This window comes from Govania unica (assembly GCF_027920805.1).
Taxonomy (GTDB): Bacteria; Pseudomonadota; Alphaproteobacteria; order Sphingomonadales; family Govanellaceae; genus Govanella; species Govanella unica.
Map to the genome: position 1 here is coordinate 102,464 of NZ_JANWOI010000001.1, position 25,655 is coordinate 128,118.

General features: G+C 60.6%; 23 protein-coding genes and 1 tRNA gene. 17 read left to right on the plus strand and 7 right to left on the minus strand.

Features of this window, described 5'->3' with window-relative positions; all coding sequences use genetic code 11:
* Positions 1-15: 15 nt before the first annotated feature.
* Together hutC and NYP16_RS00430 are read right to left on the minus strand one after the other, a co-directional pair.
* Positions 16-714 carry a histidine utilization repressor gene (gene hutC / locus NYP16_RS00425; protein WP_274942132.1) on the minus strand — a complete coding sequence of 233 codons (699 nt, stop codon included), beginning with the start codon at positions 712-714 and terminating at the stop codon, positions 16-18.
* Positions 715-718: 4 nt separating this feature from the next.
* Positions 719-2,089, minus strand: coding sequence for a formimidoylglutamate deiminase (locus tag NYP16_RS00430; RefSeq protein ID WP_274942133.1), 1,371 nt, complete (start codon positions 2,087-2,089; stop codon positions 719-721).
* A 54-nt stretch (positions 2,090-2,143) separates the two neighbouring features.
* Between NYP16_RS00430 and hutI the strand changes: the two genes are divergently transcribed.
* The 6 genes from hutI (at position 2,144) to NYP16_RS00460 (ending at position 8,904) form a co-directional block, all read left to right on the plus strand.
* The gene (gene hutI / locus NYP16_RS00435) at positions 2,144-3,364 is read left to right on the plus strand and encodes an imidazolonepropionase (RefSeq protein WP_274942134.1); all 1,221 of its coding nucleotides are present in this window, start codon (positions 2,144-2,146) and stop codon (positions 3,362-3,364) included.
* A gap of 181 nt (positions 3,365-3,545) precedes the next feature.
* Positions 3,546-5,804, plus strand: a complete 2,259-nt coding sequence (locus tag NYP16_RS00440) for a TonB-dependent receptor (protein WP_274942135.1) — start codon at positions 3,546-3,548, stop codon at positions 5,802-5,804.
* Between the two features lie 62 nt (positions 5,805-5,866).
* The gene (locus tag NYP16_RS00445) at positions 5,867-6,691 is read left to right on the plus strand and encodes a hypothetical protein (protein ID WP_274942136.1); all 825 of its coding nucleotides are present in this window, start codon (positions 5,867-5,869) and stop codon (positions 6,689-6,691) included.
* Entirely contained in the window at positions 6,691-7,539 is an 849-nt protein-coding gene (locus NYP16_RS00450) for a hypothetical protein (RefSeq protein ID WP_274942137.1), read from the plus strand. Before NYP16_RS00445 ends, NYP16_RS00450 begins: the two co-directional genes overlap by 1 nt.
* Position 7,540: 1 nt before the next feature.
* Positions 7,541-8,416: a hypothetical protein gene (locus NYP16_RS00455; protein WP_274942138.1), complete on the plus strand. Its 876-nt coding sequence runs from the start codon at positions 7,541-7,543 to the stop codon at positions 8,414-8,416.
* A gap of 26 nt (positions 8,417-8,442) precedes the next feature.
* A complete protein-coding gene (locus NYP16_RS00460; RefSeq protein ID WP_274942139.1) occupies positions 8,443-8,904 on the plus strand; it encodes a VOC family protein in 462 nt (153 codons plus the stop codon).
* Positions 8,905-9,003: 99 nt separating this feature from the next.
* Here the strand turns inward: NYP16_RS00460 and NYP16_RS00465 are convergent.
* A tRNA-Gly gene (locus NYP16_RS00465) sits at positions 9,004-9,078 on the minus strand.
* Positions 9,079-9,339: 261 nt separating this feature from the next.
* Here NYP16_RS00465 and trxA point away from each other — a divergent pair.
* From trxA to NYP16_RS00485, 4 genes are read left to right on the plus strand one after another with little or no spacing between them, the layout of a single operon-like run.
* Positions 9,340-10,254 (plus strand): thioredoxin, encoded by a 915-nt coding sequence (gene trxA, locus NYP16_RS00470; protein ID WP_274942140.1) that lies wholly within the window; start codon positions 9,340-9,342, stop codon positions 10,252-10,254.
* An 8-nt stretch (positions 10,255-10,262) separates the two neighbouring features.
* Complete coding sequence (locus tag NYP16_RS00475) at positions 10,263-10,949, plus strand: LON peptidase substrate-binding domain-containing protein (protein ID WP_274942141.1); 687 nt, start codon at positions 10,263-10,265, stop codon at positions 10,947-10,949.
* A gap of 11 nt (positions 10,950-10,960) precedes the next feature.
* Positions 10,961-11,173 (plus strand): Trm112 family protein, encoded by a 213-nt coding sequence (locus tag NYP16_RS00480; protein ID WP_274942142.1) that lies wholly within the window; start codon positions 10,961-10,963, stop codon positions 11,171-11,173.
* A complete protein-coding gene (locus NYP16_RS00485) occupies positions 11,170-11,517 on the plus strand; it encodes a gamma-butyrobetaine hydroxylase family protein (RefSeq protein WP_274942143.1) in 348 nt (115 codons plus the stop codon). Before NYP16_RS00480 ends, NYP16_RS00485 begins: the two co-directional genes overlap by 4 nt.
* On the opposite strand, the gene NYP16_RS00490 is transcribed toward NYP16_RS00485, so the two are convergent.
* Entirely contained in the window at positions 11,514-12,743 is a 1,230-nt protein-coding gene (locus NYP16_RS00490; protein ID WP_274942144.1) for a UbiH/UbiF/VisC/COQ6 family ubiquinone biosynthesis hydroxylase, read from the minus strand. The two genes, NYP16_RS00485 and NYP16_RS00490, sit on opposite strands and share 4 nt — an antisense overlap.
* 373 nt (positions 12,744-13,116) lie before the next feature.
* Here NYP16_RS00490 and NYP16_RS00495 point away from each other — a divergent pair, with 373 nt between their 5' ends.
* The 4 genes from NYP16_RS00495 (at position 13,117) to xth (ending at position 18,980) form a co-directional block, all read left to right on the plus strand.
* Complete coding sequence (locus NYP16_RS00495; protein WP_274942145.1) at positions 13,117-14,346, plus strand: aminotransferase class I/II-fold pyridoxal phosphate-dependent enzyme; 1,230 nt, start codon at positions 13,117-13,119, stop codon at positions 14,344-14,346.
* Between the two features lie 56 nt (positions 14,347-14,402).
* A complete protein-coding gene (locus NYP16_RS00500; protein ID WP_274942146.1) occupies positions 14,403-16,829 on the plus strand; it encodes an FtsK/SpoIIIE family DNA translocase in 2,427 nt (808 codons plus the stop codon).
* A gap of 293 nt (positions 16,830-17,122) precedes the next feature.
* Entirely contained in the window at positions 17,123-17,830 is a 708-nt protein-coding gene (locus NYP16_RS00505) for a LolA family protein (protein ID WP_274942147.1), read from the plus strand.
* A 352-nt stretch (positions 17,831-18,182) separates the two neighbouring features.
* The gene (gene xth / locus NYP16_RS00510; protein WP_274942148.1) at positions 18,183-18,980 is read left to right on the plus strand and encodes an exodeoxyribonuclease III; all 798 of its coding nucleotides are present in this window, start codon (positions 18,183-18,185) and stop codon (positions 18,978-18,980) included.
* A gap of 128 nt (positions 18,981-19,108) precedes the next feature.
* Here xth and NYP16_RS00515 read toward each other — a convergent pair whose 3' ends face one another.
* A complete protein-coding gene (locus NYP16_RS00515; RefSeq protein WP_274942149.1) occupies positions 19,109-19,798 on the minus strand; it encodes a response regulator transcription factor in 690 nt (229 codons plus the stop codon).
* A 67-nt stretch (positions 19,799-19,865) separates the two neighbouring features.
* Between NYP16_RS00515 and ribA the strand changes: the two genes are divergently transcribed.
* Complete coding sequence (gene ribA / locus NYP16_RS00520) at positions 19,866-21,011, plus strand: GTP cyclohydrolase II (RefSeq protein ID WP_274942150.1); 1,146 nt, start codon at positions 19,866-19,868, stop codon at positions 21,009-21,011.
* On the plus strand, positions 21,011-21,550 hold the full coding sequence (locus tag NYP16_RS00525) for a L,D-transpeptidase family protein (RefSeq protein WP_274942986.1): 540 nt from the start codon (positions 21,011-21,013) through the stop codon (positions 21,548-21,550). The genes ribA and NYP16_RS00525 overlap by 1 nt, the downstream gene beginning before the upstream one ends.
* 852 nt (positions 21,551-22,402) lie before the next feature.
* Here the strand turns inward: NYP16_RS00525 and NYP16_RS00530 are convergent.
* A complete protein-coding gene (locus NYP16_RS00530; protein WP_274942151.1) occupies positions 22,403-23,086 on the minus strand; it encodes a YggS family pyridoxal phosphate-dependent enzyme in 684 nt (227 codons plus the stop codon).
* On the opposite strand from NYP16_RS00530, the gene NYP16_RS00535 reads away from it, so the two are divergent.
* Positions 23,085-23,696: a thiamine phosphate synthase gene (locus NYP16_RS00535; protein ID WP_274942152.1), complete on the plus strand. Its 612-nt coding sequence runs from the start codon at positions 23,085-23,087 to the stop codon at positions 23,694-23,696. The two genes, NYP16_RS00530 and NYP16_RS00535, sit on opposite strands and share 2 nt — an antisense overlap.
* A 1-nt stretch (position 23,697) precedes the next feature.
* Here the strand turns inward: NYP16_RS00535 and cysC are convergent, their stop codons facing one another.
* Positions 23,698-25,644, minus strand: a complete 1,947-nt coding sequence (cysC, locus tag NYP16_RS00540; protein ID WP_274942153.1) for an adenylyl-sulfate kinase — start codon at positions 25,642-25,644, stop codon at positions 23,698-23,700.
* Positions 25,645-25,655: the final 11 nt, after the last annotated feature.

Sequence of the window (25,655 nt, forward strand, 5' to 3'; positions counted from 1 at the left end):
AAATGACGCCCGCGGTTAGGGATTGAACCGGCCTGCAAGTTCATAGCGGGAACCGGGGTAATAAAGCCGCACGGTGGAGGTCACAACGCCGTTCGACCAGGTGCGTCGCAGCAGCAAAAGCGCCGGTTCGCCCTCAGCCATGCCAAGAAGCTTGCGCACGGAGTCCCCCGGCATGACCGCGCGCAACACATGTTCGGCTTCCTGCAACGGAGCCACCCGCACCAGATATTCATAGGGCGTGGTCTTGGCGAAATCGATCGACATGTAATCGGGCGCGACGGCCGGATTGACGTAACGGTCTTCGATCTGCAGCGGCACGCCGTTTTCGGAATGGAGGATCAGGGAATGAAACAGATTGGTTTTCGGCGGTACGCCGAAATTCCCCGCAAGCTCGCCCCCGGCGCGCATGGTTTCAAGGGTCACCACCTGGGCGCTGTGCTGATGGCCGCGGGCGCGGATTTCCTCGGCGATGTTGCGCACTTCCAGGGGATGGGCATAAGCCGTGCGGTCGGCGACAAAGGTGCCGACACCGGCGACGCGATGGAGGATGCCTTCGTCGGTCATCTCGCGCAGCGCGCGGTTGACGGTCATGCGCGACGCCCCGAGCGTGCGCACGAGTTCGTTTTCCGACGGCACACGTTGCCCCGGCCCCCAGGTTCCGGCGCCGATATGCTCGCGAATGTGATTCTTGATCTGCTGATAAAGTGGCGTCATGGCCCTACACTGATAACAGCTTTTTCATGGTCTGCCGATAGCGCGCGGCAATGTCCGTTTCGTCGCGATGGAGGCCGTCCCGGACCACCCAGCGCCCGCCTGCCATAACATGACGCAGCGCCGTTGGCTGTCCCGAAAAAACAAACCCATCGAGGATCTGATCCTGCTGCAGACCGCACAGCGCCGGACTGTCCGGATCAAGCACCAGAATATCCGCGCGCTGCCCGGGCGCAAGCTTTCCGACAGGGCGCCCCGAAGCGCGGGCACCGCCTTCAAGCGCCGCAGTCCAGAGCCGGACGCCGGTATGCGGCATGTGATCAGTGGCCATGACATTGCGCGATTGGGTCTGCAGGCGCTGGGCATATTCAAGCCAGCGCAATTCCTCGGGCGGGGAGATGGAAATATGGCTGTCGGTGCCGATGGCCAGCTGTCCGTCCGCCGCCATATAGTCGATGAGCGGGAAGAACCCATCGCCCAGATTGCCTTCAGTGCTGGGGCAGACTGCGGCGACGGCACCGCTTGCGGCTAGCCTGCGGGTTTCGTCCGCGGTCATATGGGTGGCATGGATGAGGCACCAGTTCGGCCCGAGATTTGTGTTGTCGAGCAGCCATTCCACCGGTCGCGCCTTGAGCGTTGCGAGGCAGGCTTCGACCTCCTGCATCTGCTCGGCGGCGTGGATGTGGACCGGCAGACTCGGGTCGCCAGAGACGGCGGTAACAATGGTGTGAACGGCTTCGGGCGGGACCGCGCGGAGGCTGTGGAGCGCCACGCCGACCCGGGTTTGCGGACCGTTCGCGGATGTCAGGTCTGTGTAAAGATCGAGAAAGGCGTCGGTTGAATTTATGAAGCGGCGCTGGCCTTCCGTGGGAGGTAGGCCGCCGAAATCCGACGTCATGTATAGGGTCGGCAACAGCGTCAGGCCGATTCCGCTGCTGTGGGCCGCGTCCAGAATGGCCTTGGCCATCACGCTCCGATCGGCATAGGGTTTGCCCGCCGGATCATGATGCAGATAATGGAATTCGGCCACCGTCGTATAACCCGCCTTGAGCATTTCCACATAAAGTTGAGCGGCAATGGCGGTAGCGTCCGCAGGGGTGAGGCGGAGCGCGAAATCATACATGCGCTCGCGCCAGCTCCAGAAATTGTCGCGTCCGGCGGCGCGATATTCGGTCAGCCCGGCCATGGCGCGCTGAAAGGCGTGGCTATGGCTGTTGGGCATGCCGGGGATGGCGACGCCGGGCACATGCTCGGCATATTTGACATCGTCCGCAGTGGCGAGAATAGTGCCCGAAGCATCCACAGTGATGCGCGCATCCTGCTGCCAGCCATGCGGGAAAAGTGCCAGATCGAACTGGTATGTTGTATTCTGTGTCATGATCCCTGTACTTGTATATACAGAGCGCCTTATTGACAAGAGTGGATGCGGATGATGACGGATCAAACAGATCAAAACTGGGACCGGCTGTGGACCAACGTCAATCTGGCCACCGTCACCGACAATGGTGCAGCCTATGGCGCGATCTTGCAAGGGGCGCTTGCGGTCGTGGATGGCCGCATTGCCTGGGTCGGAACGGCGGCCGAGCTTGAGTGTTTTGAATGGACGGCGCGGGAGATCACGGACTGTGGTGGGCGCTGGATGACGCCGGGGTTGATAGATTGTCATACCCATCTGGTTTACGGCGGCGACCGCGCGCGGGAATTTGAAATGCGTCTGCAGGGTGCGAGCTATGAGGAAATCGCCCGGGCGGGCGGCGGCATTCTATCGACGGTGCGGGCGACCCGGGCGGCCAGCGCGGAGGACCTGTTGCAATCCGCAACTGAGCGGGCGCGGCGGCTGGTGGCCGAAGGGGTGACGACGATCGAGATCAAGTCGGGCTACGGACTCGATTTTGCCAGCGAACGCAAGATGTTGCAGGTGGCGCGGGCGCTTGGCCGCGCGTTGCCGGTCGAGGTCAGGACGACTTTTCTCGGGGCGCATGCAGTGCCGCCTGACTATGTGGGCGACCGAGCGGGTTATGTGCGCCATGTGGCCGATGACATGCTGCCAGGGCTTGCGGCAGAGGGACTGGTGGATGCGGTCGATGCCTTTTGCGAGGGCATTGGCTTCAGCCTTGACGAGACCCGGCTGATTTTTGAGCGGGCGCGGGCGCTCGGGCTGCCGGTCAAACTGCATGCCGAGCAGTTGAGCGACCTTGGCGGCGCGGGGCTTGCCGCCGATTTCACCGCGCTCTCGGCCGATCATCTGGAATTTGTATCGGAGCCCTCCTTGCAATGTATGAGTGCGTCGGGGACGGTGGCGGTGTTGCTGCCGGGGGCGTTTTATTTTCTGCACGAAACCCGCAAACCGCCGGTTGAGCTGATGCGCCGTCATGGCGTGGCCATGGCGGTTGCGACCGACTGCAATCCCGGCACCTCGCCCACTACCTCGCTGTTGTTGATGATGAATATGGCGGCTGTGCTGTTCGGCCTGACGCCGGAGGAGACGCTTCAGGGCGTCACCCGCAATGCCGCGCGCGCGCTTGGGCTTGGTGATCGCGGTATGCTGGCGATCGGCCTTCGCGCCGATCTTGCGCTCTGGGACATCACGTCCCCGGCCATGCTCAGCTATATGATCGGCGCACAGCCACCGGTTGAAATCTGGCGCGCATAACTCCGCAGACAGTCCCCCAAAACATGGCCGTTGCGGTTCTGCGACAGGTTTTTTGAAAACGTGACCGGACGAGAAAAAAGAACTTGTCTATACAACCATGTTCCTATACCAATTCATATTATAAAAATAACTTTATTCCTATGAATTTATGTCGTGAAGATGCGCTAGAGGGGAACACAAGGTGCAAAATAAACAAAAGAATGCCTACGGGATCGGTTATTTGCGGACAGTCTCCGCGCTGGCCTTGATCAGCATTGCGGGGGGTGTTTCGACTGCGGCTCAGGCTCAGGACGTCGGCGGCACGCTTGAGGAAATCACCGTGACCGCACAGCGCCGCGAACAGTCGCTGCAGGATGTGCCGATCAGCCTGACCGCCTATTCGGCAGAGTCGCTGCAAAGAAACATGGTCGAAGGCATTTCCGATTATTTCGTCAAGACCCCGAACGTCTATATCACCGAAGGTGCGACCCGCTCGGGCAACGTGTCTGAATCCGAACTCGGTCTCGCCATTCGCGGGATCAGCAACATCGGCGGCAACAGCTCTTCCTTCGGCGTTTATATCGATGACTTCAACGTCACGCGGGCGACCTTGAACCCGCATCTTGTGGATATCGAGCGCATTGAAATCCTGCGTGGGCCGCAGGGCACTTATTTCGGCCGCAACGCCTCGGCCGGTGCGATCTCGATCTATACCAAGAAGCCGACGGATCACCTGGAAGCCGAAGTGACCGGCCAGTACGGGCGCTTCAACACCTGGGAAGTCCAGGGCATGGTCAACGTTCCGGTGACCGAGAAATTCTATCTGCGCGCGGCGGGCAAGCTTGCTGAAAGCGATGGCAACCTCCGGAACGTCAATGCGGTCGGCGGCGGCAACAGCTATCAGCACAAGAATATCCGCCTGGCGGGACGGTTCCTGCCGTCGGATAATTTCACGGTCGATCTGACCGCCACCTATACGGATGAAAAGCAGGACGATCTCGGTCTTGTCCATACCGGCGTCCTCAGCGACTTTATCAAAAGCATCTGTGCCCCGCCGGTATTTTGCCCGGCCGATACGCAGCAGGGTTTTTATCCCAACAACCGCAAATATTACAATCACGACAATCCGCTGCGGGTGACCGACAGCTACTGGATGTTCACCGGCAAGTTTGAATATGCGACCGACGATATTTCGATCACCAGCATCACGGGCTACATCACCACGGATTTCTCGCGCTCGGGCGAGCTCGACATGTCGAGCTTTGATTTCCTGAACGAAGATTTCCAATATGTGAAAAAGACCTCCTTCAGCCAGGAGCTGCGCATTCAGTCGGCCAACAGCGGGCCGTTCCATTGGACCGTCGGCGGCATCTATGCGGTGGACACCAAGCACGGCACCGAATCCATCAATGCCGGTCGTGACGCAAGTGGTCTTGGTCTGTGGCCGGGCTTCATCATCGAGCTTTCGAACGAAGATCAAAGCATCACCTCGATGGCCGGGTTCGGCGAAGTCTCCTGGGACGCGACCGACGCCCTGACAGTGACGGTGGGTGGCCGCTATTCCCATGACAAGCTCGAACAGGGCGAAGACAAGATCGAATTTGAGGAATTCGTGCCCTATACCCATGGCCGCAAAAGCTTCAGCGATTTCTCGCCGCGTCTGGCCGTGACCTATAAGGCGACGGATGCCGTCAATCTTTATGGCACCATCTCCAAGGGCTGGAAATCTGGCGGTTTCCAGCTTGATCCGGTGCGCGGGCGCAGGGATTTCGGCTCCGAAACCCTGTGGAACTATGAGGCGGGCATCAAGTCGACCTGGCTTAACAACCGTCTGCATTTCAACCTGTCGGCGTTTTACATCGACTGGAAGAACGTTCAGGTGCGGTCGTCGGTCTTCACCGTCGAAAATGGTGTGATTTACAGCTCCCCGGGCATTTCGAACGCAGCCTCGGCCAGCAGCAAGGGGCTTGAACTCGAAATGGTGGCGCTGCCTGTGCGCGATCTCGAACTGACGTTCAACGCTGGTTACAACAAGGCGAAGTTCAAGACATTCGCCGCGGCGGTGACCAACAACGGCACGCTCGATCTGTCAGGCTGGACATTGCCAAAGGCGCCGAAATGGACGCTCAGCGCCACGGCCCAGTATAATGTCGCGCTCACGGACAAGTGGGAGGGCTTTATCCGCGGCGAATGGAGCTATATCGGCCAGACCTATAGCAACGTGAACGCCCTTGGTGCGGCCAAGATGGGACATCTGTTCCCGTTCGAAGTGCCGGCCTATAACAAGGCCAATTTCCGTGTGGGCGCGGATAACGGCAAGTACCGTGTGGTCGCCTATATCGAGAATGCCTTTAACGAGAATTACTACACGTCATCCTACGACTTCGGCTTTGTTGATGGAGCGGCTGTTGTCCCCGGCTTCCGGACCTTCGGTATCCGTGCGACGGCGAAGTTTCAGTAACACGCCGACTGGGGGGATGGTTTCGGCCATCCCTCCATTTTTTTATAAAGAAGGGGACTGGTATGAAAAGCTTTTTGCGTCCGTTTATGGCCGTGGTTGCGATGTCCGCCTGTCTGTCGAGTGCTCAGGCCGCGCAGAAGGATGCGACGTTTTTTGTTGTCGGCAAAAGTCCGCGCTACACGCAGGATCTGGACGGCAAACTGACGCAGGCCGGATATTATCTGTTTGCGGAAATTTTCCTCAATCCGGGTGGTACGGTGACAACGGGACAGCTTAAGTCTCCCGCGGGTCTGGCCGATGATTTCGCTTCCACCGGCGGGGCTGCCTCGCATATCAAGCGGCGCGATTTCGACAGCCTTGAGGCGCTCGACAAAGCTTATCCCGATGGCGATTATGTGCTCGACGCCACGACCCCGAGCGGGGAGATCAAGGCCCTGTCCGTGCATCTCGGTGGGGCGCGGCAGTTCCCTGAGCCGATTAAGATCAGCTTTTTCCAGGACGACAAGCCGGTGCATCAGGCTGCCATTCAGCCGGGCAAGGATGTGATTGTCCGCTGGACTGCTTTTAAGAACGGCGCAGAAGATCCGCGCGGCATTCTGGCCGATATTTCCTTCGCCATGGTGTCGGATTGCAATGGCGCCTGGATTGCGCGCACGGCCTTGCCCTTTGATCCGATTCCGGCGCTCAGCTATCGCGACATGAGCTTCCGCATTCCGGCCGAGCGGGTGAAAGCCGGGGCACGCTATAAAGTCGTGCTGGAACATGCGAAAATGGTCGATACGAAAAGCCAGGACGGCATCTATGCCCTTGCGACCTTCCCGACGGTCACCCATACCTATATCGAAACCACGGGCGGCGGCGACAGGACATGCAAGGGCAACTGGTAATGCGGCATTTCCGGCGTGCGAGCCTGGCTGTCTCAGCGTTCTTGCTGTGCTCCCCGGTGGTTGCAGCGGAGCCCGTGAGTTTTCTGGTCGCGGGTAAGACCAGCAATTACCGGCAAGGGCCGCGCGGCGCGCATGCCTTGCTCAATTATCATTTTTTTGCGGAAATTTTCCTCAATCCCGACGGAGCCGTTACGGCTCCGTCGCTGACCACGCCGACGGGACGGACCTTGCCGTTCGCCGGTGACGGTGGCGTGCTTGAAGCCCATGGCGGGCGTTATGTCAGTAATGAAAAATTGATGGCGGCATTTCCGGATGGCGCCTATGTCATCCGTTACGGGGATGTGAGCCACAGTCTTTTGTTGCAGCAGGACCGCGCCCATCGCTTGCCGGCGCCGGTTAAAATCACGCTCCGCCAAGGGGGCCGGGTGGTTGCGGCCGATACGGTCCGGGCCGGTCAGGACCTGACCGTCTCCTGGTCACGTTTTGCAAATGGGGCGGCGGACCCGAACGGCATTGTCGATGATCTGATTTTTGTCGTGTTCGGCGATTGTGCCGGTCAGAAGCTGTTGCACAGCGGCGCGCCGTTCACGGGCAAGCCCTTTCTCACCTATCGCGCGCAGGATCTGGTTATTCCCGCCGCACTGATCGCGTCCGGTCAGACCTATCAGATCTCCGTCGAGCATGCGAAGGTCAGAACGGCAGAGAGCCATGGCGTTCCGACGCTTGCGACCTTTGCCGTCACCTCGTTCCTGGATATTGCGACGGATGGGGCGCGGGCGTCACACAGCTGTCAGCCCATCGATAAGGGCCAGACCGATCGTTATGAAAGTTGGAAGGACATTCCGTAATATGAAAGCCGTTCTCGCCTCCCTGATGCTGGTTGCAAGCACTGCGCAGGCCGCGCCGCAGGATCTGTCTTTCTTCGTGCTGGTTAAGTCCTCGAACTATGCCCAGAGCACGGACGGCAAGCTGACGCTGCTGAATTACCATTTCTTTTCGGAACTGTTTCTCGCCCCCGATGGCAAGGTCACCCGCGCAAGCCTGAGCCGTGACGGTGCTCCCGAGGCCGTCATTCCCTATGAGGACAAGGGCAAGACGTTCTATGTGGAAGGCGGACATTTCGATAGCGAGAAGGATGTGGACGCGGCCTATCCGAACGGGACCTACCGCTTCCGGATCGAGACCGCCAAGAACGGGGTAATTGAAAAAAGCCTGCCGCTGGCGGGCCCGGACGGCAAGACCGATATCCCGGCCCCGATCACCATTTCGCTTTATCAGAACGGCCAGAAAACTTCGCCCGCGGCGCTGAAGCCCGCGACCGCCGTCACCGTGCGTTGGAGCGCCTATTCAAACGGGCGGGCCGATCCGAACGGCATTGTCGATGACATGATTTTCGTCGTGGTGGCCGATTGCGCCGGCAAGCGCGTGTTTCACACCGGGCTGCCCTTCGCGGGCGGCGACTATATGACCTATCGCACGCGCGAAGTCACTGTGCCCGCCGATCGGTTTGAGCCCGGAAAACCCTATTCCATCTTTGTCGAGTTCCCCCATGTGGCGGGAAGCGGCAAGGCGGATGGCACACCCGGCTTCACGTCGTTTGCGACGGCCACCTATCTCGATATGAAAACCACGGGGGTGAGCGATAAAAACGCCTGCCCGGCCAAGCTTCCGCCCATGGATACCGGGCAGACCGACCGGATGAACAAGGCTGCAAAGCCTCACTGAGCTTCTTCATGACAAGGATTTCTCCCATGCGCTTTTTGTCATCGCTTGTGGTCGCGGCCGGATTGCTCGGCACTCCTGCGGTTGCTGCGGCCCCGACCACGGCCCACACCACCTTCGCCGAGCAGTATGTGATGCTCTATTACAAAGATATCACGGCTGCCTCGGCCTTTTACGGCAAGGCGCTCGGGCTTGAACGTACGCTGACTGACGATTGGGTGCATCTCTATAAGGCGACGCCGCAGTCCTATATCGGCGTTGTCCGCGAAGGCCCGGGGGCGCTCTTTAAAGCCAAACCCGACAATGCGGTGATGGTGAGCCTGGTTACGCCCGATGTTGATGCGCTTTATGAGCGGATCAAGGGCGATAAAACCATAGTCTTTCTGGATGCGCCGAACGATCACGCCAATGCCCCCATTCGCGGTTTCATGGTCCGCGATCCGGGCGGCTATGTGGTCGAATTCTTCAGCTGGCGCAAGACCAAACCCTGAGCGCCAGCTTTTGGTTGAGGGGTAAAACGACAAAAGCCGCCCATTGGGCGGCTTTTCGTCTGTCATAAAGTCATATCGACTTGATATGTCTTTGCAAATTGGAGCGGGCGATGAGATTCGAACTCACGACCCCAACCTTGGCAAGGTTGTGCTCTACCCCTGAGCTACGCCCGCATTCCGTTTGCGAGCGCGATAATACGCAAAAGCAAAACCAACGCAAGACGGAAAATCAGAGTTTTTGAAAAACCTGCAGTTTGTCTGATTTTCTTCAGCTTTTCGGGGGCTTCTCCACGGCTCTGATCAGGAGATGCTATGGGCGCGGGAGAGAATCCCGAGGCAGCAGTCAGATGGCTGTTGGTGAAACCGCCCTTTAAACTCGGACGCGGTCAGTCTATATGAACAGGGTATCTGTTTTTCTATCAAGGATGCTGGACCATGGAGTCGATGATCGGAGCCGCCCCAGGGGGGCAGGGCAGCAGTGGCGCTCATATCAAGGACGCCGATATGCAAAGCTTTGCGAAGGATGTGCTGGACGCATCGATGACGGTTCCGGTGCTGGTGGATTTCTGGGCGCCCTGGTGCGGCCCCTGCGCGCAACTGACCCCGGCGCTTGAGAAGCTGGTGACGGAAGCCAAGGGCGCGATCAAACTGGTCAAGATCAATGTCGATGAAAACCAGATGCTGGCCCAGCAGCTGCGCATCCAGTCGCTGCCGACGGTCATGGCCTTCAAGGCGGGGCGTCCGGTCGACGGCTTTCAGGGCGCTTTGCCGGACAGCCAGCTGAAGCAGTTCATCACCACGCTCGTGGGCGATCTCGGGCCGACTCCGGTCGAGGAAATTTTGGCGGCGGCCGATCAGGCGCTGGCGGCGGGCGCGCTTGAAGATGCGGGCGGGCTTTATGCCGCCGTGCTTGAGGCCGATCCCGAAAATGCCAAGGCTTATGGCAAGCTTGCGCTCATTCAGGTGCGGCTTGGTAATCTGGACGACGCCCGGGAAACGCTGGCCGCTGTCCCGCAGGCGCACAGCAATCACGCCGATGTGTCGGCGGCGCGGGCCGCTTTGACCCTGGCCGAAGAAACCGCCACTGCCGGGACGCCGGAGCCGTTTCTGGCTGTGCTCGCGGCGAACCCGGATGACCATCAGGCGCGCTATGATCTGGCGCTCGCCTTGACCAAGGCCGGGGCGTTCGATGATGCCGCCGATGCCCTGCTTGAGATCGTGCGGCGCGATCGGGCCTGGAACGACGATGCGGCGCGCAAGCAGCTTGTCAAAATGTTCGAAGCCTTTGGTCACACCAGTCCCTTTACTCTCGCGGCACGACGGAAGTTGTCGTCGCTGCTGTTTTCCTGAGGCCAGTCATGAACGCGAGCCACAGTCCTCGGCCGCCTGCGCCGCCTGAGCCGCCGCAGCATCTGCCGCGGGTCATTCCGATTTTTCCGCTGGCCGGAGCCTTGCTGTTGCCGCGCGCCACCATGCCGCTCAATATTTTCGAGCCGCGTTACCTTGCCATGTGCCGTGACGCCATTGCCGCTGATGGCATGATCGGCATGGTCCAGCCGCGCGATCCGGAAGATGGGCGGCTTGAGCCTGCGGTTTACGACACCGGCTGTCTCGGCCATATCACCGAGCATCGCGATATGCGCGACGGCCGCATGCTGATCACGGTTGAGGGCGTGAGCCGCTTCACGGTGCTGGAGGAACTGGCTCATACCACGCCCTACCGTCAGGTGGTGGCGTCTTATGAAGGGTTCGCGGGCGACCGCCTGCCGCCGACCGTTCCTGTTGAGCTTGCCCTGCGGCAGCGTCTGGTGGGCGATCTCAAGCGTTTTCTTGACGGGCGCGGCTTGACCGCTGACTGGGATATCATCGGTGAAGCGCCGGACGAGACCCTGGTCAACACGCTGGCCATGATCTGCCCCTTTGAATCGAATGAAAAACAGGCGCTGCTGGAGGCCGCAACCCTGGACGCGCGGGCGCTGACCATGGTGACGATTCTTGAGTTCGCGCTGGCTGCCCCCGATGATACGAGCGGCCGCCCTCATTGATGGAGAGACCCATGACCGAGACTCCGGCGTCAAGCCAGACCATTGATCCGCGCCTGCTTGAGGTGCTGGTCTGCCCCTTGACCAAGGGGCCGCTCCGCTATGACCGCGAGAAGGGCGAGCTTGTGAGTGAAAAAGCCCATCTGGCCTTTCCGATCCGGGACGGCATCCCGATCATGCTGGTGGAAGAAGCCCGCGTGCTCGATGACCAGGGCAGTCATTCGTGACGCCAACGCGCATTCGGGTGTCGGTGGACCGCATGAGTCTGGCGCTTGAGTTCGCGGACCGGCCGGGCGTGAGCTATGACGCGGAATTTCTCCGCGTCCACAGCCCCTCGGCCGAAGTGCGCGGCCATGGCAATGCCGAGCGCCAGATCGTCGGCGGCAAGCGGCAGGTGAAAATCATGCTGGTCGAGGCGGTGGGCAGCTATGCCATCCGCATCGGCTTTGATGACGGCCATGACACCGGGATTTACTCCTGGACGCTGCTCGAAAGCTTCGCCCGTGATCATGAGCGGTTGTGGGGTGACTATCTCACGGCGCTTGCGACACGGGGCCTTACGCGCGACTAGAGAGCCTCTCCGCGCAACAGCCGGGGCAGGTCGCCCATGGTGCCGCGGGCGTGATCCATGAACAGGGTCTTGGCGGCGGGCAGGCGGTTGACGAGCCCGAGCCCAAGCTTGCGAACGAGCGATAGCGGCGCGGCTTCGACCATGAACAGGCGGTTCAGCAGATCGGTCACAAAAGACAGGGTCACAGTATCGAACCGCCGCCAGCGTTCATATCTGGCGAGCACGTCGGGGCTGCCAAGGTCCTGACCGATACGGGCGGCGTCCACAATAGCTTCGGCCAGTGCGGCGACGTCTTTCAGCCCAAGATTGAGCCCCTGTCCGGCGATCGGGTGGATGCCATGGGCGGCGTCCCCGATGAGCGCGAGGCGAAGGTCGGTGGCGCGCGGCACCATATGGAGCGTGAGCGGATAAGACCAGCGCGGCCCGCTCACATGAACGGCCCCGAGAAAGTCCCCGAAGCGTTTCTGCAATTCAGCCTCAAATCCCCGGCTATCCAGCGATAGCAGGGCTTTGGCCGTGGCCGTGCGCTCGGTCCAGACGATGGACGACCGATTGCCGGAAATCGGCAGGATGGCGAAGGGACCACCAGCCAGAAAGCGTTCATGGGCGATATTGCCATGGGGCTTTTCATGCTCGGCGGTGACCACGATGCCGATCTGGTCATAGGGAAAATCATGGACGGGAATGCCCGCCGTCTCACGCAGCGAGGAGTTTCGGCCCTCGGCCCCGACGATCAGCGGGGCCTGAAGCCGCTGGCCGCTCGCAAGCGTCACCTCGACCCGGGCAGGGCCACGGGTCACATTAAGGGCGCTGTCCGGGGCGAACAGGGTCACTTGAGGGCAGGCATCAAGGGCGGCTTGCAGTCCGGTACGGATATGGCGGTTTTCCAGCATCATGCCGAGCGGTTCGGCGTTCTGTCCGGCGGGCAGGGCGCGATGGTCGAAATGCACATGCAGCAGCGAGTTGCGGTCGGTGATGCGAATATCGTCGATGGGCGTGGCATGGGCCGCCACATGAGGCCACAGTCCGATGCCCTGAAACAGCCGCACACCGGCGAGCGCAATGGCTGAGGCCCGGCCGTCGAACACCGGGTCCAGCTGATGGGCCGGGGCCTCGCGGTCGATGGCCGCCACCTTAAGGCCGCTTTGGCCAAGCGCCAGTGCCAGCGTCAATCCGGCCATGCCGCCGCCTGAAATGATGACGTCGAACTGTGTGGGTCTGTCCATGGGTCCGCCTTCTGGGTTCGTCTGCGCCACCATAGAGCTTGCGCCTTGTGGCCTCAAGAGCGGGGTGGAGCAGGGGACAAATTTGCGTGCTTCTGTTCACTTGTCATTCCCCCACCTGTCATTCGCGCGAAAGCGGGAATCCAGACCGGCGGCTCCACAAACTCAAACTCGGCAAGAAAGACTGGATCCCCGCTTTCGCGGGGATGACAGCTGGGGATGGAACCGGCGTGCTACGGGTCCCCTTCTGCGGACAAGCTCCGCATCATTCCGCGCCAAAAAGGGCAGCGACGCCCTTTTGCCTTTTGCTTTGCGGGCGGCATGGCTAGATTAGCCGGACAGTTTTCTGTTTGATCTTGCATTAGAGTGTCCTGCCTTGCGCAATCCCCGACTTGGTCATCTGCCTGAATATGCCTTTCCGCGTCTGCGTGCGCTGTTGGATGGCATCGCGGCGGGACAGGATCCGATCGACATGACCATTGGCGAGCCGCGTCACGGCATGCCGGACTTCGTCGCCGATATTCTGGTGAGCGACCCCAAAGCTTACGGCAAATATCCGCCCATCGGCGGCACGCCGGAATGGTGTGCTGCGGTGTCTGGCTGGCTCACCCGGCGCTATGGCCTGGGGACCGGGATGATTGATCCGGCGCGCCATGTCCTGCCATTGAACGGCACCCGGGAAGGGTTGTTTTCCATCACCTTTGTGACGGTACCGCCGGAAAAACAGGGGCAGAGGCCGTTGGTGCTGATGCCGAACCCGTTTTATCAATGTTACACGGCGGCGGCGCTCGCCGCCGGGGCGGACCCGGTCTATGTGGCGGCGACGCGGGAGACCGGCTTCATGCCCGATTTCGCGGGCCTCGGGGAGGCGACGCTTGGGCGCAGCAGTCTGGTTTACCTTTGTTCGCCGGCCAATCCTCAGGGCGCGGTGGCGAGCCCCGGGTATCTGCGGGAGTTGATCGCGCTCGCCCGCCAGCATGATTTCGTGCTCGCCGTCGATGAATGCTATGCCGAAATTTATGGCGATGTGCCGCCGACCGGGGCCCTTGAGGTCTGTCAGGCGATCGCGAGCGAAGATCCGCGCTATGCGGAGGATCCCTTTGCCAATGTGCTGGTGTTTCATTCGCTGTCCAAACGGTCGAGCCTGCCGGGCCTGCGCTCGGGCTTTGTGGCCGGGGACCCACAATTGATCGCCGACTTCCGGCTGTTCCGCAATTATATCGGCCCGGCCTCGCCGCTGCCGACCTATGCGGCGGCGGCAGCAGCCTGGAATGACGAGACCCATGTGGAGGCGAACCGCGATCTCTACCGGGCGAAGTTCGATCTCGCGGCGCGCATTCTTGGCAATCGTTTCGGTTTTTACCGTCCGGCGGGCGGGTTTTTCCTGTGGCTTGATGTAAGCGCGACCCGTCATGGGGATGGCGAGACGGCGGCCTTGGCGCTTTGGCGTGAGGCCGGGGTCAGGGTGCTGCCCGGAGCCTATCTGTCGCAGGATGGGGCCGACGGCGTCAATCCCGGCCGCGATTATGTGCGGGTGGCGCTGGTGGATGATCTTCAGACCACCGAACGCGGTTTGCTGCGGCTTGCGGAAACGCTCGGTTCTTGAGACATCTGGGCCAGTGTTGTATCTCTTTGACAGTCTTTTGAGTAAGGATCCTACGTTTGGCGCGTGCAGCCGCAAAGTCCCGGAAGAAAAAACCGTTACTGCCTGAAAATGTGACGGTGTTTTTGCGTCGTCGCCTGGTGGAGGGCGCGGGGGTTTTTCTGTGGCTGCTGTTTGTCGCGGGCTTCCTCGCGCTGATCAGCTATTCTTCGAACGATCCCGGCTGGAACAATGCGACCAATGTGATGCCCGTGAACTGGCTTGGCGTGCCGGGCGCTTATGTGGCCGATCTGTTGTTGCAGACCTTGGGGCTTGGGGCGCTTCTGCTGATTTTGCCGCTGTTGCCTTGGGGACTCCGGATCCTAACCCATCGTGGACTGCCCTTGATCGGGGCCCAGCTTGTGGCCTTGCCGGTGGCTGTCCTGTTTCTCGTGATGGCCCTGACCCTGCTGCCGACGCCGGGACTTTGGCCGGTCGATGCGGGTTTTGGCGGGTCACTTGGTTTTGTGTTGATGAATTTGCTTGAGGGGGTCGTGAGCCGCTTGGGGCTTGGGCTCTATCCTTGGATATACGGCAGTCTCATCGGCATCATCGGTTTGCTGGTCTATTTGTTCGCGCTTGATCTCACGCGTTCGGAATGGGCGGCGATCGGCCGGGTGATGGCGCGCATCATGAAGATTTTCGCGGCGACGCTGGCCACCATTACGCGTGGAGCCGCGCATTTCTGGCCCAAACCGAAATTCCCCAGCCGCAGCCAGTTGAAGGCCAAGGCCGACCGTATGGCGGCCTTGAAACCAGATTTGAAACTGACGCGCAAGGAACCGGCGCTTGGCAAAGCCGGTGACGCGGTGGCGGTGCTGCCGGATGAGCCCGAGGAGGACGAGGATCTCTCCCCCCGGGTCGAAGACGCGCCACGCATCGTTAAACCGGGCAAGCGGGCCGAACGCGAACGTCAGCCGACCCTCGACTTCGGGCCGACCGGGGAGTTTCGCCTGCCGCCGCTTGATCTTCTGACCAAGGCGCCGCCGCGCAAAACCACTGACAAGGTCACGGCCGAGGCGTTGGAGCAGAACGCCCGCATGCTTGAATCCGTGCTCGATGATTTCGGCGTCAAGGGCGAGATCACGGCGGTGCGGCCCGGACCCGTGGTGACGCTTTATGAACTTGAACCCGCGCCCGGCACCAAGTCGGCGCGGGTCATCGGGCTTGCTCATGACATTGCCCGCTCCATGTCGGCGGTGTCGGCGCGCGTGGCGGTGGTGCCGGGGCGGAACGCCATCGGCATCGAACTGCCCAACAGCACCCGCGAGACCGTTTATCTGCGCGAGCTGTTGGATACCCAGGCTTACGAGGATGCGAGCGCCCGGTTGCTGCTGGCCCTTGGCAAGGACATCGGCGGCGAGCCGGCCTTTGCCGATCTCGCCACCATGCCGCATTCGCTGGTGGCCGGAACCACCGGCTCGGGCAAATCGGTGGCGATCAACGCCATGATCCTGTCGCTGCTTTACCGGCTGACACCGGCGGAATGCCGTCTGATCATGGTCGATCCGAAGATGCTCGAACTGTCGGTCTATGACGGCATTCCGCATTTGCTGACGCCGGTCGTGACCGACCCGAGGAAAGCCGTCGTCGCGCTCAAATGGGCGGTGCGGGAGATGGAGGACCGGTATAGGTCCATGTCCAAGCTCGGCGTGCGCAATCTGAAGGCCTATAACAAGCGCGTGGCTGAAGCGGCGGAATCAGGCGAGGTTCTGAAGCGCCGGGTGCAGACCGGTTTCAACCGCGAAACCGGCGAGCCGGTTTATGAGGAAGAACTGCTGGACCCGAAGCCGTTGCCGATGATCGTGGTGATCGTCGACGAAATGGCCGATCTCATGCTGGTGGCGGGCAAGGATATCGAAGGTGCTGTGCAGCGGCTGGCCCAGATGGCCCGGGCCGCCGGGATTCATCTCATCATGGCGACACAGCGGCCATCGGTCGATGTCATCACCGGCACCATCAAGGCCAATTTCCCGACCCGCATGAGCTTTCAGGTGACATCGAAAATCGACAGCCGCACCATTCTCGGCGAGCAGGGGGCGGAACAGCTTCTTGGTCAGGGCGATATGCTTTATATGGCGGGCGGCGGACGCATCACCCGCGTGCACGGACCCTTCGTGTCCGATGGCGAGGTCGAGGAGGTGGTCAATTACCTCAAGGCCCAGGGCGCGCCGGAATATCTCGAAGACATCACCGAAGAACCGGAAGAGGGCGGCTTTGACGCCATGATGCTCGGCACCGGTGAGGACCCGGGGGAGGACCTCTATGACCGTGCGGTGGCCATCGTCGCCCGTGACCGCAAGGCCTCAACAAGCTATATCCAGCGCCAACTGCAGATCGGCTATAACCGCGCCGCCAACCTCATCGAACGCATGGAACGCGAAGGCGTCGTCAGCACCGCAAACCACGCCGGCAAGCGGGAAATCCTGATCGGGGACCACGGCTAACGACCGAGTGTGGCATCGCATTGGTCGGGCCTTTCGTGGGACGAGACTGGATTGCTTCGGCTTCGCCTCGCAATGACGGAGTGGGGGGCACGGTCATCGGCCCCAGTCGTCATCGCGAGCCGCGTTAGCGGCGCGGCGATTCTGGTTGGGGTTTTTAGTTGGTGGGGCTGGACTGCAGCGGTGCGCAACGCAATGACGGGGTGGGGGAGGCCTATTCGCATAAGCCTCATTTTTGTCTCAATCGGCGCTTAGGAGTCTTGTCCTGAGAGTCGGGGGGCTTAGAGGGATTGAACTTGTCTAATATCATTCGCGGTGTGTCGCGCGTTATGTCTCGGAAATTCATGCTTGGTGCGGGTGTCATTGCCGCACTGGCGGCTTTGCCTGTGGTTGGCCTGGCCATTGGTGGGCCGGGCCCGAGTCCGAAGCCCGTGGCGGTGGAGCAGGCGGCGCCGAAAGACGACATCGATCGTGTGGAGCGCTATCTCGAGGACATTCAGTCCCTGAGCGCCAATTTCATTCAGCAGGCGCCCGATGGCAGCGTCACCGAAGGCAAGCTGACCCTATTGCGGCCGGGCAAGCTCAGGTTTGAATATCAGCCAGAGGTGCCGCTTCTGGTGGTATCCGATGGCACGACGCTGACTTTTGTCGATTACAGCATCAAGCAGGTGACGCGCTGGCCCATTTCCGACACCCCGCTTGGGGTGCTGGTGGCGAAGACCATCGATCTGCGCGGCGGCAAGCTGCAAACCACGGCGACTCGGGACCCGGGTGGGCTTCTCAAGGTCAAAGTGATCGATCCGAAACGCAAGGATCAGGGCTTCATCACCCTGTTGTTTGAAAATCAGCCGCTCACGCTCAAGGCCTGGGAAGTGACCGACCCGCAGGGTCTGCAAACTCGGGTGACCCTGCTTGACGCCGTCTATAATACGGATGTCAGTGGTAAATCCTTCACATTCAAGGACCCGCGCAACATGCCCCTTAATCGGAAGGGCGGTCGCTAGGCGCACGTTTGTCCGGCCTTCACGATATTGTGATGGCCGGTCGGCGTCACGAAAGGGCCGTTGCCTTGATTGTGCCATGCCGGTCCCCAATATAGATCGGTAGCGACTGATACACCGGACGGACAGTTCCCCCCTGATGTCTCGTCCCGTCAGTCGCTGTGACGCAGGTTTTGTCCCCTTTTGCCTGCGTCGACCGCATATCGGACATATGCGACGTTGGCGCCCGGTCAGTCAGCCCCTGGCCGGGCGCTTTTTCTTTGGGGATTGGCTTTCCCCGCGCCGCAGCGTAAAACTCTCGAAAATCCGTTCAGAAATCAAGTGCCATAGTTGTGGTGTATCGAGAGTAATGGTCATGGCTTCCGTTCGTCTTGTCAGCTGGAATGTTAATTCCCTGCGGTCGCGCTTCGACCATATTGAGCGGCTGTTGACGGCCGAAAATCCCGATATTCTCTGCATGCAGGAAACCAAGGTCGAGGACGGTCTGTTCCCCGCCGACTGGTTCCGCGAGCGTGGTTATGAGCATCTGCATTTCGCCGGACAGAAAAGCTATCACGGCGTGGCCATCGTCTCGCGCCTGCCGCTGGACCCGCTCGACGGCAATCATTTCGGCGGCGCGGCCCATGCCCGTCACGTGGCGGCGCGGCTGCCGCAGGATGTGGTGCTGCATAATTTTTACGTGCCCGCGGGCGGAGACATCCCCGACCCGGAACAGAACGACAAATTCGCCCATAAGCTGACCTATCTTGATGACATGACGAGCTGGTCAGCGGGGCTTGGGCAGGACGCCCGGGCCATTCTGGTGGGCGATCTCAATATCGCGCCGCTTGAGTCCGACGTCTGGTCCCACAAGGCGCTGGTGAAGGTGGTGAGCCATACCCCGATCGAGGTCGAGCGCATGGCGCGGCTGCAGGCGGCCGGCGGCTGGCGCGATGTGATGCGGCAATTCATCCCGGAAAGTGAAAAGCTCTACACCTGGTGGAGCTATCGTGCACGTGACTGGGCCGAGGCCGATAAGGGGCGGCGGCTTGACCATGTCTGGGTCACACCGGCGCTCGACGGCACGGCACGGGCTATGCGCGTGATCAAGGACGCGCGCGGCTGGGAAAAACCCTCGGACCATGCGCCGGTGCTGGTGGATTTCGAACTTTAGGACTTAAAGTGCCGCGGTCCTGTCAATGAGGCTGCGCCACTCCGGCGCGATCGGCAGCAGGAAAGTGGTCGTCGTCTCCCGTGAATAGGCATCAAGGTTCATGGCGGGACACCTTGAGTGCGTAATGCTCAGGTTGCGAGCCGGTAGCCGCCCGCGTCGGTCAGCAGAATACGCGCCTCGGCCGGGTTTTTCTCGATCTTCTGGCGCAGCCGGTAGATATGGGTTTCAAGCGTATGGGTGGTGACCCCGGCGTTATAGCCCCAGACCTCATCAAGCAGGGTCTCGCGCGGCACCGGCTTGCCCTCGGCGCGCTTGAGGAATTTGAGGATGGCGGTTTCCTTTTCCGTCAGCCGGATGCGGGCGTTGGTCTCGGGGTCCATCAACAGCTTGGCACTGGGTTTGAAATTATAGGGGCCGACGGCAAAGATCGCATCCTCGCTCATCTCATGCTGGCGCAGATGGGCGCGGATACGGGCGAGCAACACGCCAAAGCGGAATGGCTTGGCCACATAGTCATTGGCCCCGGCTTCAAGGCCAAGGATGGTGTCGGCGTCGGAATCAGAGGCGGTCAGCATGATCACCGGAATCTTGAGCCCGTTCCGGCGCATCAGGCGGCAGGCCTCGCGGCCGTCGATATCCGGCAGGCCCACATCCAGCAGCACCAGATCGAAGGCCGTGGTCTTGACGATCTCGAACGCCTCGGCCCCGGTTCCGGCTTCGCTGGTGGTGAATTCGCTATAGAGGGCGAGTTGCTCCGCAAGAGTGCGGCGCAGTTCTACGTCGTCATCGACAAGGAGTATATGCTTGACGGCGGTCATTTCTTGTCCCCTGCTTGTTCATCTACTATATACCGGGTTCAGGCTCCCAAACGGACAAAAAAATCAGATGGTTCGCGTTAGAGATCCGGATTCTGGCCCCGCCCTGCCATCCGCCGCCGAGGAGACGGCCCGCATTGCCGTGGAACGCGCGGTGGCGGAGCTGCGTTATGGCCGCATGGTTCTGGTGGACGGAGGGACAGGGCCGGTTCTGATGGCCCCGGCGGAAATCGCCTCGCCGGAGAGTCTTTCGAGTTTTGTCGCGCGGGCCGGAGCGGTTCCGGCGCTGGCCCTGACCGCCAACCGGGCGGCGGTGCTGCATATCAATCCAACCGGCGACGATGTGGAGCTGGTGACGCTTGCGGCACATCTGACGCCATCTGCCATTCGCGCGCTGGCTGATGCCTCCGAAGATCTGTCCCATCCGCTGATGGGTCCGTTCCGCACCCGGGCCATGGCGCTCACGGACAATCATCGTGCGGCTTTGAAGCTGCTGAAGCTCGCCCGCCTGCTGCCCGCGGGACTGGTGTCGGCCCCGCTTGGCGCGCCTCAGGCGGCGGCGCTAGTGGCTGGCGGGGTGCTGGCTGTGGGGGCGGCCGCCATTTATGCCTATGAGACTACGGCGGCGCTGGGCCTTGTGCGGGTGGCGGCGGCTAAAGTGCCGCTTGCGGACGCGGAAAATGCCCGCATTATTGCTTTCCGGCCCGAAGACGGCGGTATCGAACATCTCGCCATCCTGATCGGCGATCCGGTGCCCCATGAGCCGGTGTTGATCCGTCTTCATTCCGAATGTTTCACCGGCGACTTGCTCGGCTCGCTCAAATGCGATTGCGGAGATCAGCTGCGCGGCTCCATCCGCCAGATCGCCGCGGCAGGAGCGGGCATTGTGCTTTATCTGGCCCAGGAAGGGCGCGGCATCGGGCTCATCAGTAAGCTGAAGGCCTATAGCCTGCAGGATCAGGGCTTTGATACGGTGGATGCCAATGAGCGGCTCGGTTTCGACGCCGACGAACGCATCTTCCTGCCCGCCGCCGTCATGCTGAAGCGGCTCGGCTACCGGACCGTGCGGCTCATGACCAACAATCCGGACAAGGTCGCGGGGCTTGAAGCGCTCGGCATCACAGTGACCGAACGCGTGCCGCACGCCTTTCCGTCGAACGGTCACAATGAGTTTTACCTGCTGACCAAAAAGAAACGCAGCGGGCATTATCTGTGATGGATCTGGTGGTTGTTCCCGATGGTGAGACGCCTCATCGCGGTGTGCTATTCACCGGCGACCAAAGCTACCCCTGCGCCATCGGCAAGGCTGGGGTGACGGCGGCGAAGCGCGAGGGCGATCATATGTCGCCGGTGGGAGTCTATGTCCTGAGGCGGCTCCATTACCGCCCGGATGTGTTTCCGACCGCGCCTGCAACGGGCCTGCCGGTCAAGGCTATCGATCCACAAGATGGCTGGTGCGATGCCGCAGATCACCCGGACTATAACCGCCCGGTGCGGCCGCCATTCGCGATGAGCCATGAAAAAATGTGGCGTGACGATGGGCTTTATGACCTCGTGGTCGAGATCGGCTACAACGACGCCCCGCCTGTATCAGGCTTGGGCAGTGCCATCTTCCTGCATATCGCCCGCCCGGATTTCGCCGGCACCGAAGGCTGCGTTGCGCTTGCCCGGGAGGACCTGTTGGCAGTGCTGGCTGGACTTGGGCCTGATAGCTGCATCGAGATCCATGGATTGCCGGGTCAAGCCCGGCAATGACAGAAAACTAATTCAGAAGTGACATCGACCAATACTGTCATACGCGGACTTGATCCGCGTATCCATGGATGCACCAGTCGCTACCTAGACGTCATGACGTCACATCCTCACCGCTTTCAATTATCCCCGATTGCCGAAAATCGCCGCGCCAATGCTCACATGCGGAAAACGATGCTCTCCGCATGTGAGCTCTGAGATTGTTAACGCTTCTTAGGTGATTGACCTTTTGTCTGATCTTGAGAGAGTGCGGATGCAGCTACACTCTTTATTTGAGTAGGTGTAGGGCTTTTAATTTTCCCCGATAAAATACCTGATGCAATTGTGGATACTTTAGGGGAAGTTTCTTTAATTGGGGTCTTTGACATAATTTTAAGGTCCTTTTTGACTTAAGCTCTTACTAAAGATAACTTGAGCCGTGGACGCGCCACTTAAGCGACGCGCCCGCGGTTCTAATTAACTATTATTATCTGGGCCATGGACCACATGGCGCGCCTCCTTTCTTGAGAAAAAGCTCTTTGCAAATCTGTCCAAGGATTGGTGCACTGAGCTTAGTAAAACATAGGGCGATCGGCTTATTGTCGGTCGCCTTATTTTTGGATTTTCGGAAGCACTAATTTGTCCACGCAATAAGTGAACTACCTGATTCAGTGCTAAGAGATTCTACTCACAAGGTTTTATGAGAGTCCAGCAAGTCAGATACTATATGTTCGTTGAATCTTACAAGAATATACTATTAGTGGCTCTCATCTATGAATAATGATCATTGGAGACGATACTTCATTAAAATTGACAGTTAATTCTTAATGTTTTTCAGGGTGAGCTTCATGGTTTAGTTCATTTGGTATTGTAAATTTATCTACTACCGAAAATCGCCGTACCGATTCGCACATGGGTGGCACCTAAGGCGATGGCGCTTTCGAAGTCGCCGCTCATGCCCATGCTGAGGGTGGTCAATCCGTTGCGCGCAGCGATTTTACGCAGCAGCGCGAAATGGGGGGCGGGTTCCTCATGGACCGGCGGGATGCACATGAGGCCGACAACCGGCAGCCCGAGATCGTCGCGGCAGAGTTTTATGAAGGCGTCGGTCGCGCGGGGGGTGACTCCGGCTTTCTGATCTTCGCCGCCGGTATTGACCTGGATATAGCAGGGGCGGCTCACGCCCTGTTTGGTGAATTCGGTGGCGAGCGCGCGGGCGAGTTTTTCGCGGTCGAGCGACTCGATGACGTCGAAGGTCGCCACCGCCTCGGGCACTTTGTTAGATTGCAGGGGGCCGATCAGATGGAGCTCGATCGCGGGATAGAGCGCCCTTAAGGCGGGCCATTTGGCTTGGGCTTCCTGCACGCGGTTTTCGCCAAATACCAGCTGCCCGGCCTTCAGGGCAGGCAGGATGGCATCGGCATCATGGGTTTTCGACACCGCCACCAAGGTCACGTCATCGGCGTTCCGTCCGGCGGCGTGGGCGGCCTTGGCGATGGCGGTTTTGACTTGGGCAAGATTTCCCGTCACCTTGGTGGTAGTCAGATCGAGATCATTCATGAGCGCGCAAGCCCTTTTCACCTTTGCCGAACATCTGCCCGCGACCATCCTGCGCGGGCGCAGGTTGCCGCGCCTCTGGTTCCTCACCGACCATAATCGGGTGCCGGATCCGGAGCGGGTGGTGGCGACCCTGCCCGCGGGCAGTGGCGTCATCCTGCGTGACTATGGATATGCGAAACGCGAGCGGCTCGCAACCGACCTTGCGTTATGCGCGGGCCATCACGGGCTGATCTTTCTGGTGGCTGGCGATATGCGGATTGCCGAGGACGTAGGCGCCGACGGGGTTCATATCCCGGAACGCGATTATGAACATCTCGCAAGCCTGCGGGCTGCCCATCCGCGCTGGCTGCTGACGGCGGCGGCCCATTCAGGGGACGCGGTGCGGCGGGCGGTCACGGCGGGAGCCGACGCGGTCTTCGTCTCGCCCGTCTTTCCGACCCGAAGCCATCCGGGCGAAGACGCCCTCGGCCTAGACGCCTTCGCGGCGATTGCGGATCAGGCGAGCCTGCCGGTGATCGCGCTTGGGGGTATTGACGGGGTCACGGTGCAACAGTTGTCCGGGACGCCGATCGCGGGCATTGCCGCCATCGGCGCTTTGGCGGACGGATAACTTAAATATCGAACTCGGGTGGCCAGATGCCGTGTTTGGCGCGGCGGCTTTCGAGCGAGAAGTTTTCCCGCACATAGTCGACCACCTGCTGCACGCAGTCATCGACCGAGCTGTTCGCCGTATCGACCACGAGTTCGGGGGCTTCGGGCGCTTCATAGGGGGCCGAGATGCCGGTGAACTCGGCGATTTCGCCCGTCCGGGCCTTTTTATAGAGTCCCTTCGGATCGCGGCTTTCACAGGTGGCGACGTCGGCTTTCACGTAAATCTCGTGGAAGCTGTCCGGAGCCACTTCGCGGGCGCGGTCGCGGTCTGACCGGTAGGGCGAGATGAAGCTGGTGATGGCGATCACGCCGGCGCTTGCGAACAGGGCTGCGACCTCGCCGATGCGGCGGATGTTTTCGGCCCGGTCCTCGGGCGAGAAGCCGAGGTTCGAATTGAGCCCATGGCGGATATTGTCGCCATCAAGCACATAGACCTGATAGCCAAGCGCATGGAGGCGGTTTTCCACCTCGACGGCAATGGTCGACTTGCCCGCGCCCGAGAGACCGGTGAACCAGACGATGCCGCCCGCATGGCCATGACGCTCTTCGCGCATGTCGGTGGTGATGCGATGTTCGACGCGCTGGATGTTGGACGAGGCCCGGGTCACCAGTTTGCGCTGGTCGGCATAGCCGTCCATGCTGATGATGCCGCCGCCGGCGATGTCGTAATTGTCCACCAGCACAAAGCGGCCGGTTTCGGCGAGGGTGCTGTAATCATCGAGCGCGATCATCTTGCGGGCGCGCAAGGTTACTTCGGCGACGCTGTTGCGTTCAACGCGGCTGCTGGCCGCAGATGACAGGTCGTCGGTGTCGATGACCTTTGTGATCGCCTGAACCGTGACCTGCACTTCGCTGGTATTGAGCTTCATCTTGTAGCGTTTGCCGACCGTAAGTGCGTCGCGGCCGAGCCAGAACAGGCGGGCGTTGAAGACATCGGTTTCAATCGGCGGATGGTCCGCATGGGACGCAAGATCGCCGCGTTCGACAAAGATCTGTTCGCTCAGCGTGATGCCGACGGATTGCCCGGCATGGGCTTCGCTCGGGGCATGGGGCACGCTCCAGGCTTCGATCGATTTGACCTGCACCTTTTTGTTCGACGGCGAGAACAGCAGGGTATCGCCGACCTTGAGGCGTCCGGTTTCGATGCGTCCGGCAATGATGCGGCGGTCGTCGAATTTATAGACGTCCTGCACCGGGAAGCGGAGCGGCTGTTCGGTCGGGGCCGAGACCTGTTCGAAACCGTCGAGCGCCTCGACCAGGGTCGGGCCCTTGTACCAGGGAGCACGCTCTGACCGGCTGACAATATTGTCGCCGTCGCGGGCCGAGACCGGGATCATGAAGGTCGGGGTGACGCCAAAGCTTGCGAGATAGGCGCGGAAGTCGGCCTCGATCTTGTTGAACACCGCTTCGTCGAAATTGACCAGATCCATCTTGTTGACGGCGATGGCGATCTGCCGCACGCCCAGAAGATGCAGAAGATAGCCGTGGCGTTTGGATTGTTCCTGAATGCCTTCATGGGCATCGATCACGAGTGTTGCGGCGTTGGCCGAAGCCGCGCCCGTCACCATGTTCTTGAGGAATTCCTTATGGCCCGGGGCATCGATGATCACATAGTCGCGCTTTTCTGATTTGAACCAGATCTGCGTGGTGTCGATGGTGATGCCCTGATCGCGTTCGGCCTGCAGCGCATCCATCAGGAAGGCCCATTCAAACGGCATGCCGCGGCGCTCGCTCATGGCCTTGATGGCTTCATATTTGCCTTCGGGCAGCGAGCCGGTGTCATGGATGAGGCGGCCGACGAGGGTCGACTTGCCATGGTCCACATGGCCGACGATGACGATTTTCATGTGGCCGCGCGCGCTTGTGGCGTCGTCGGCTTGGGGGCGGATCTTGGTGATGCTGGTCATGGTCTGGTCCT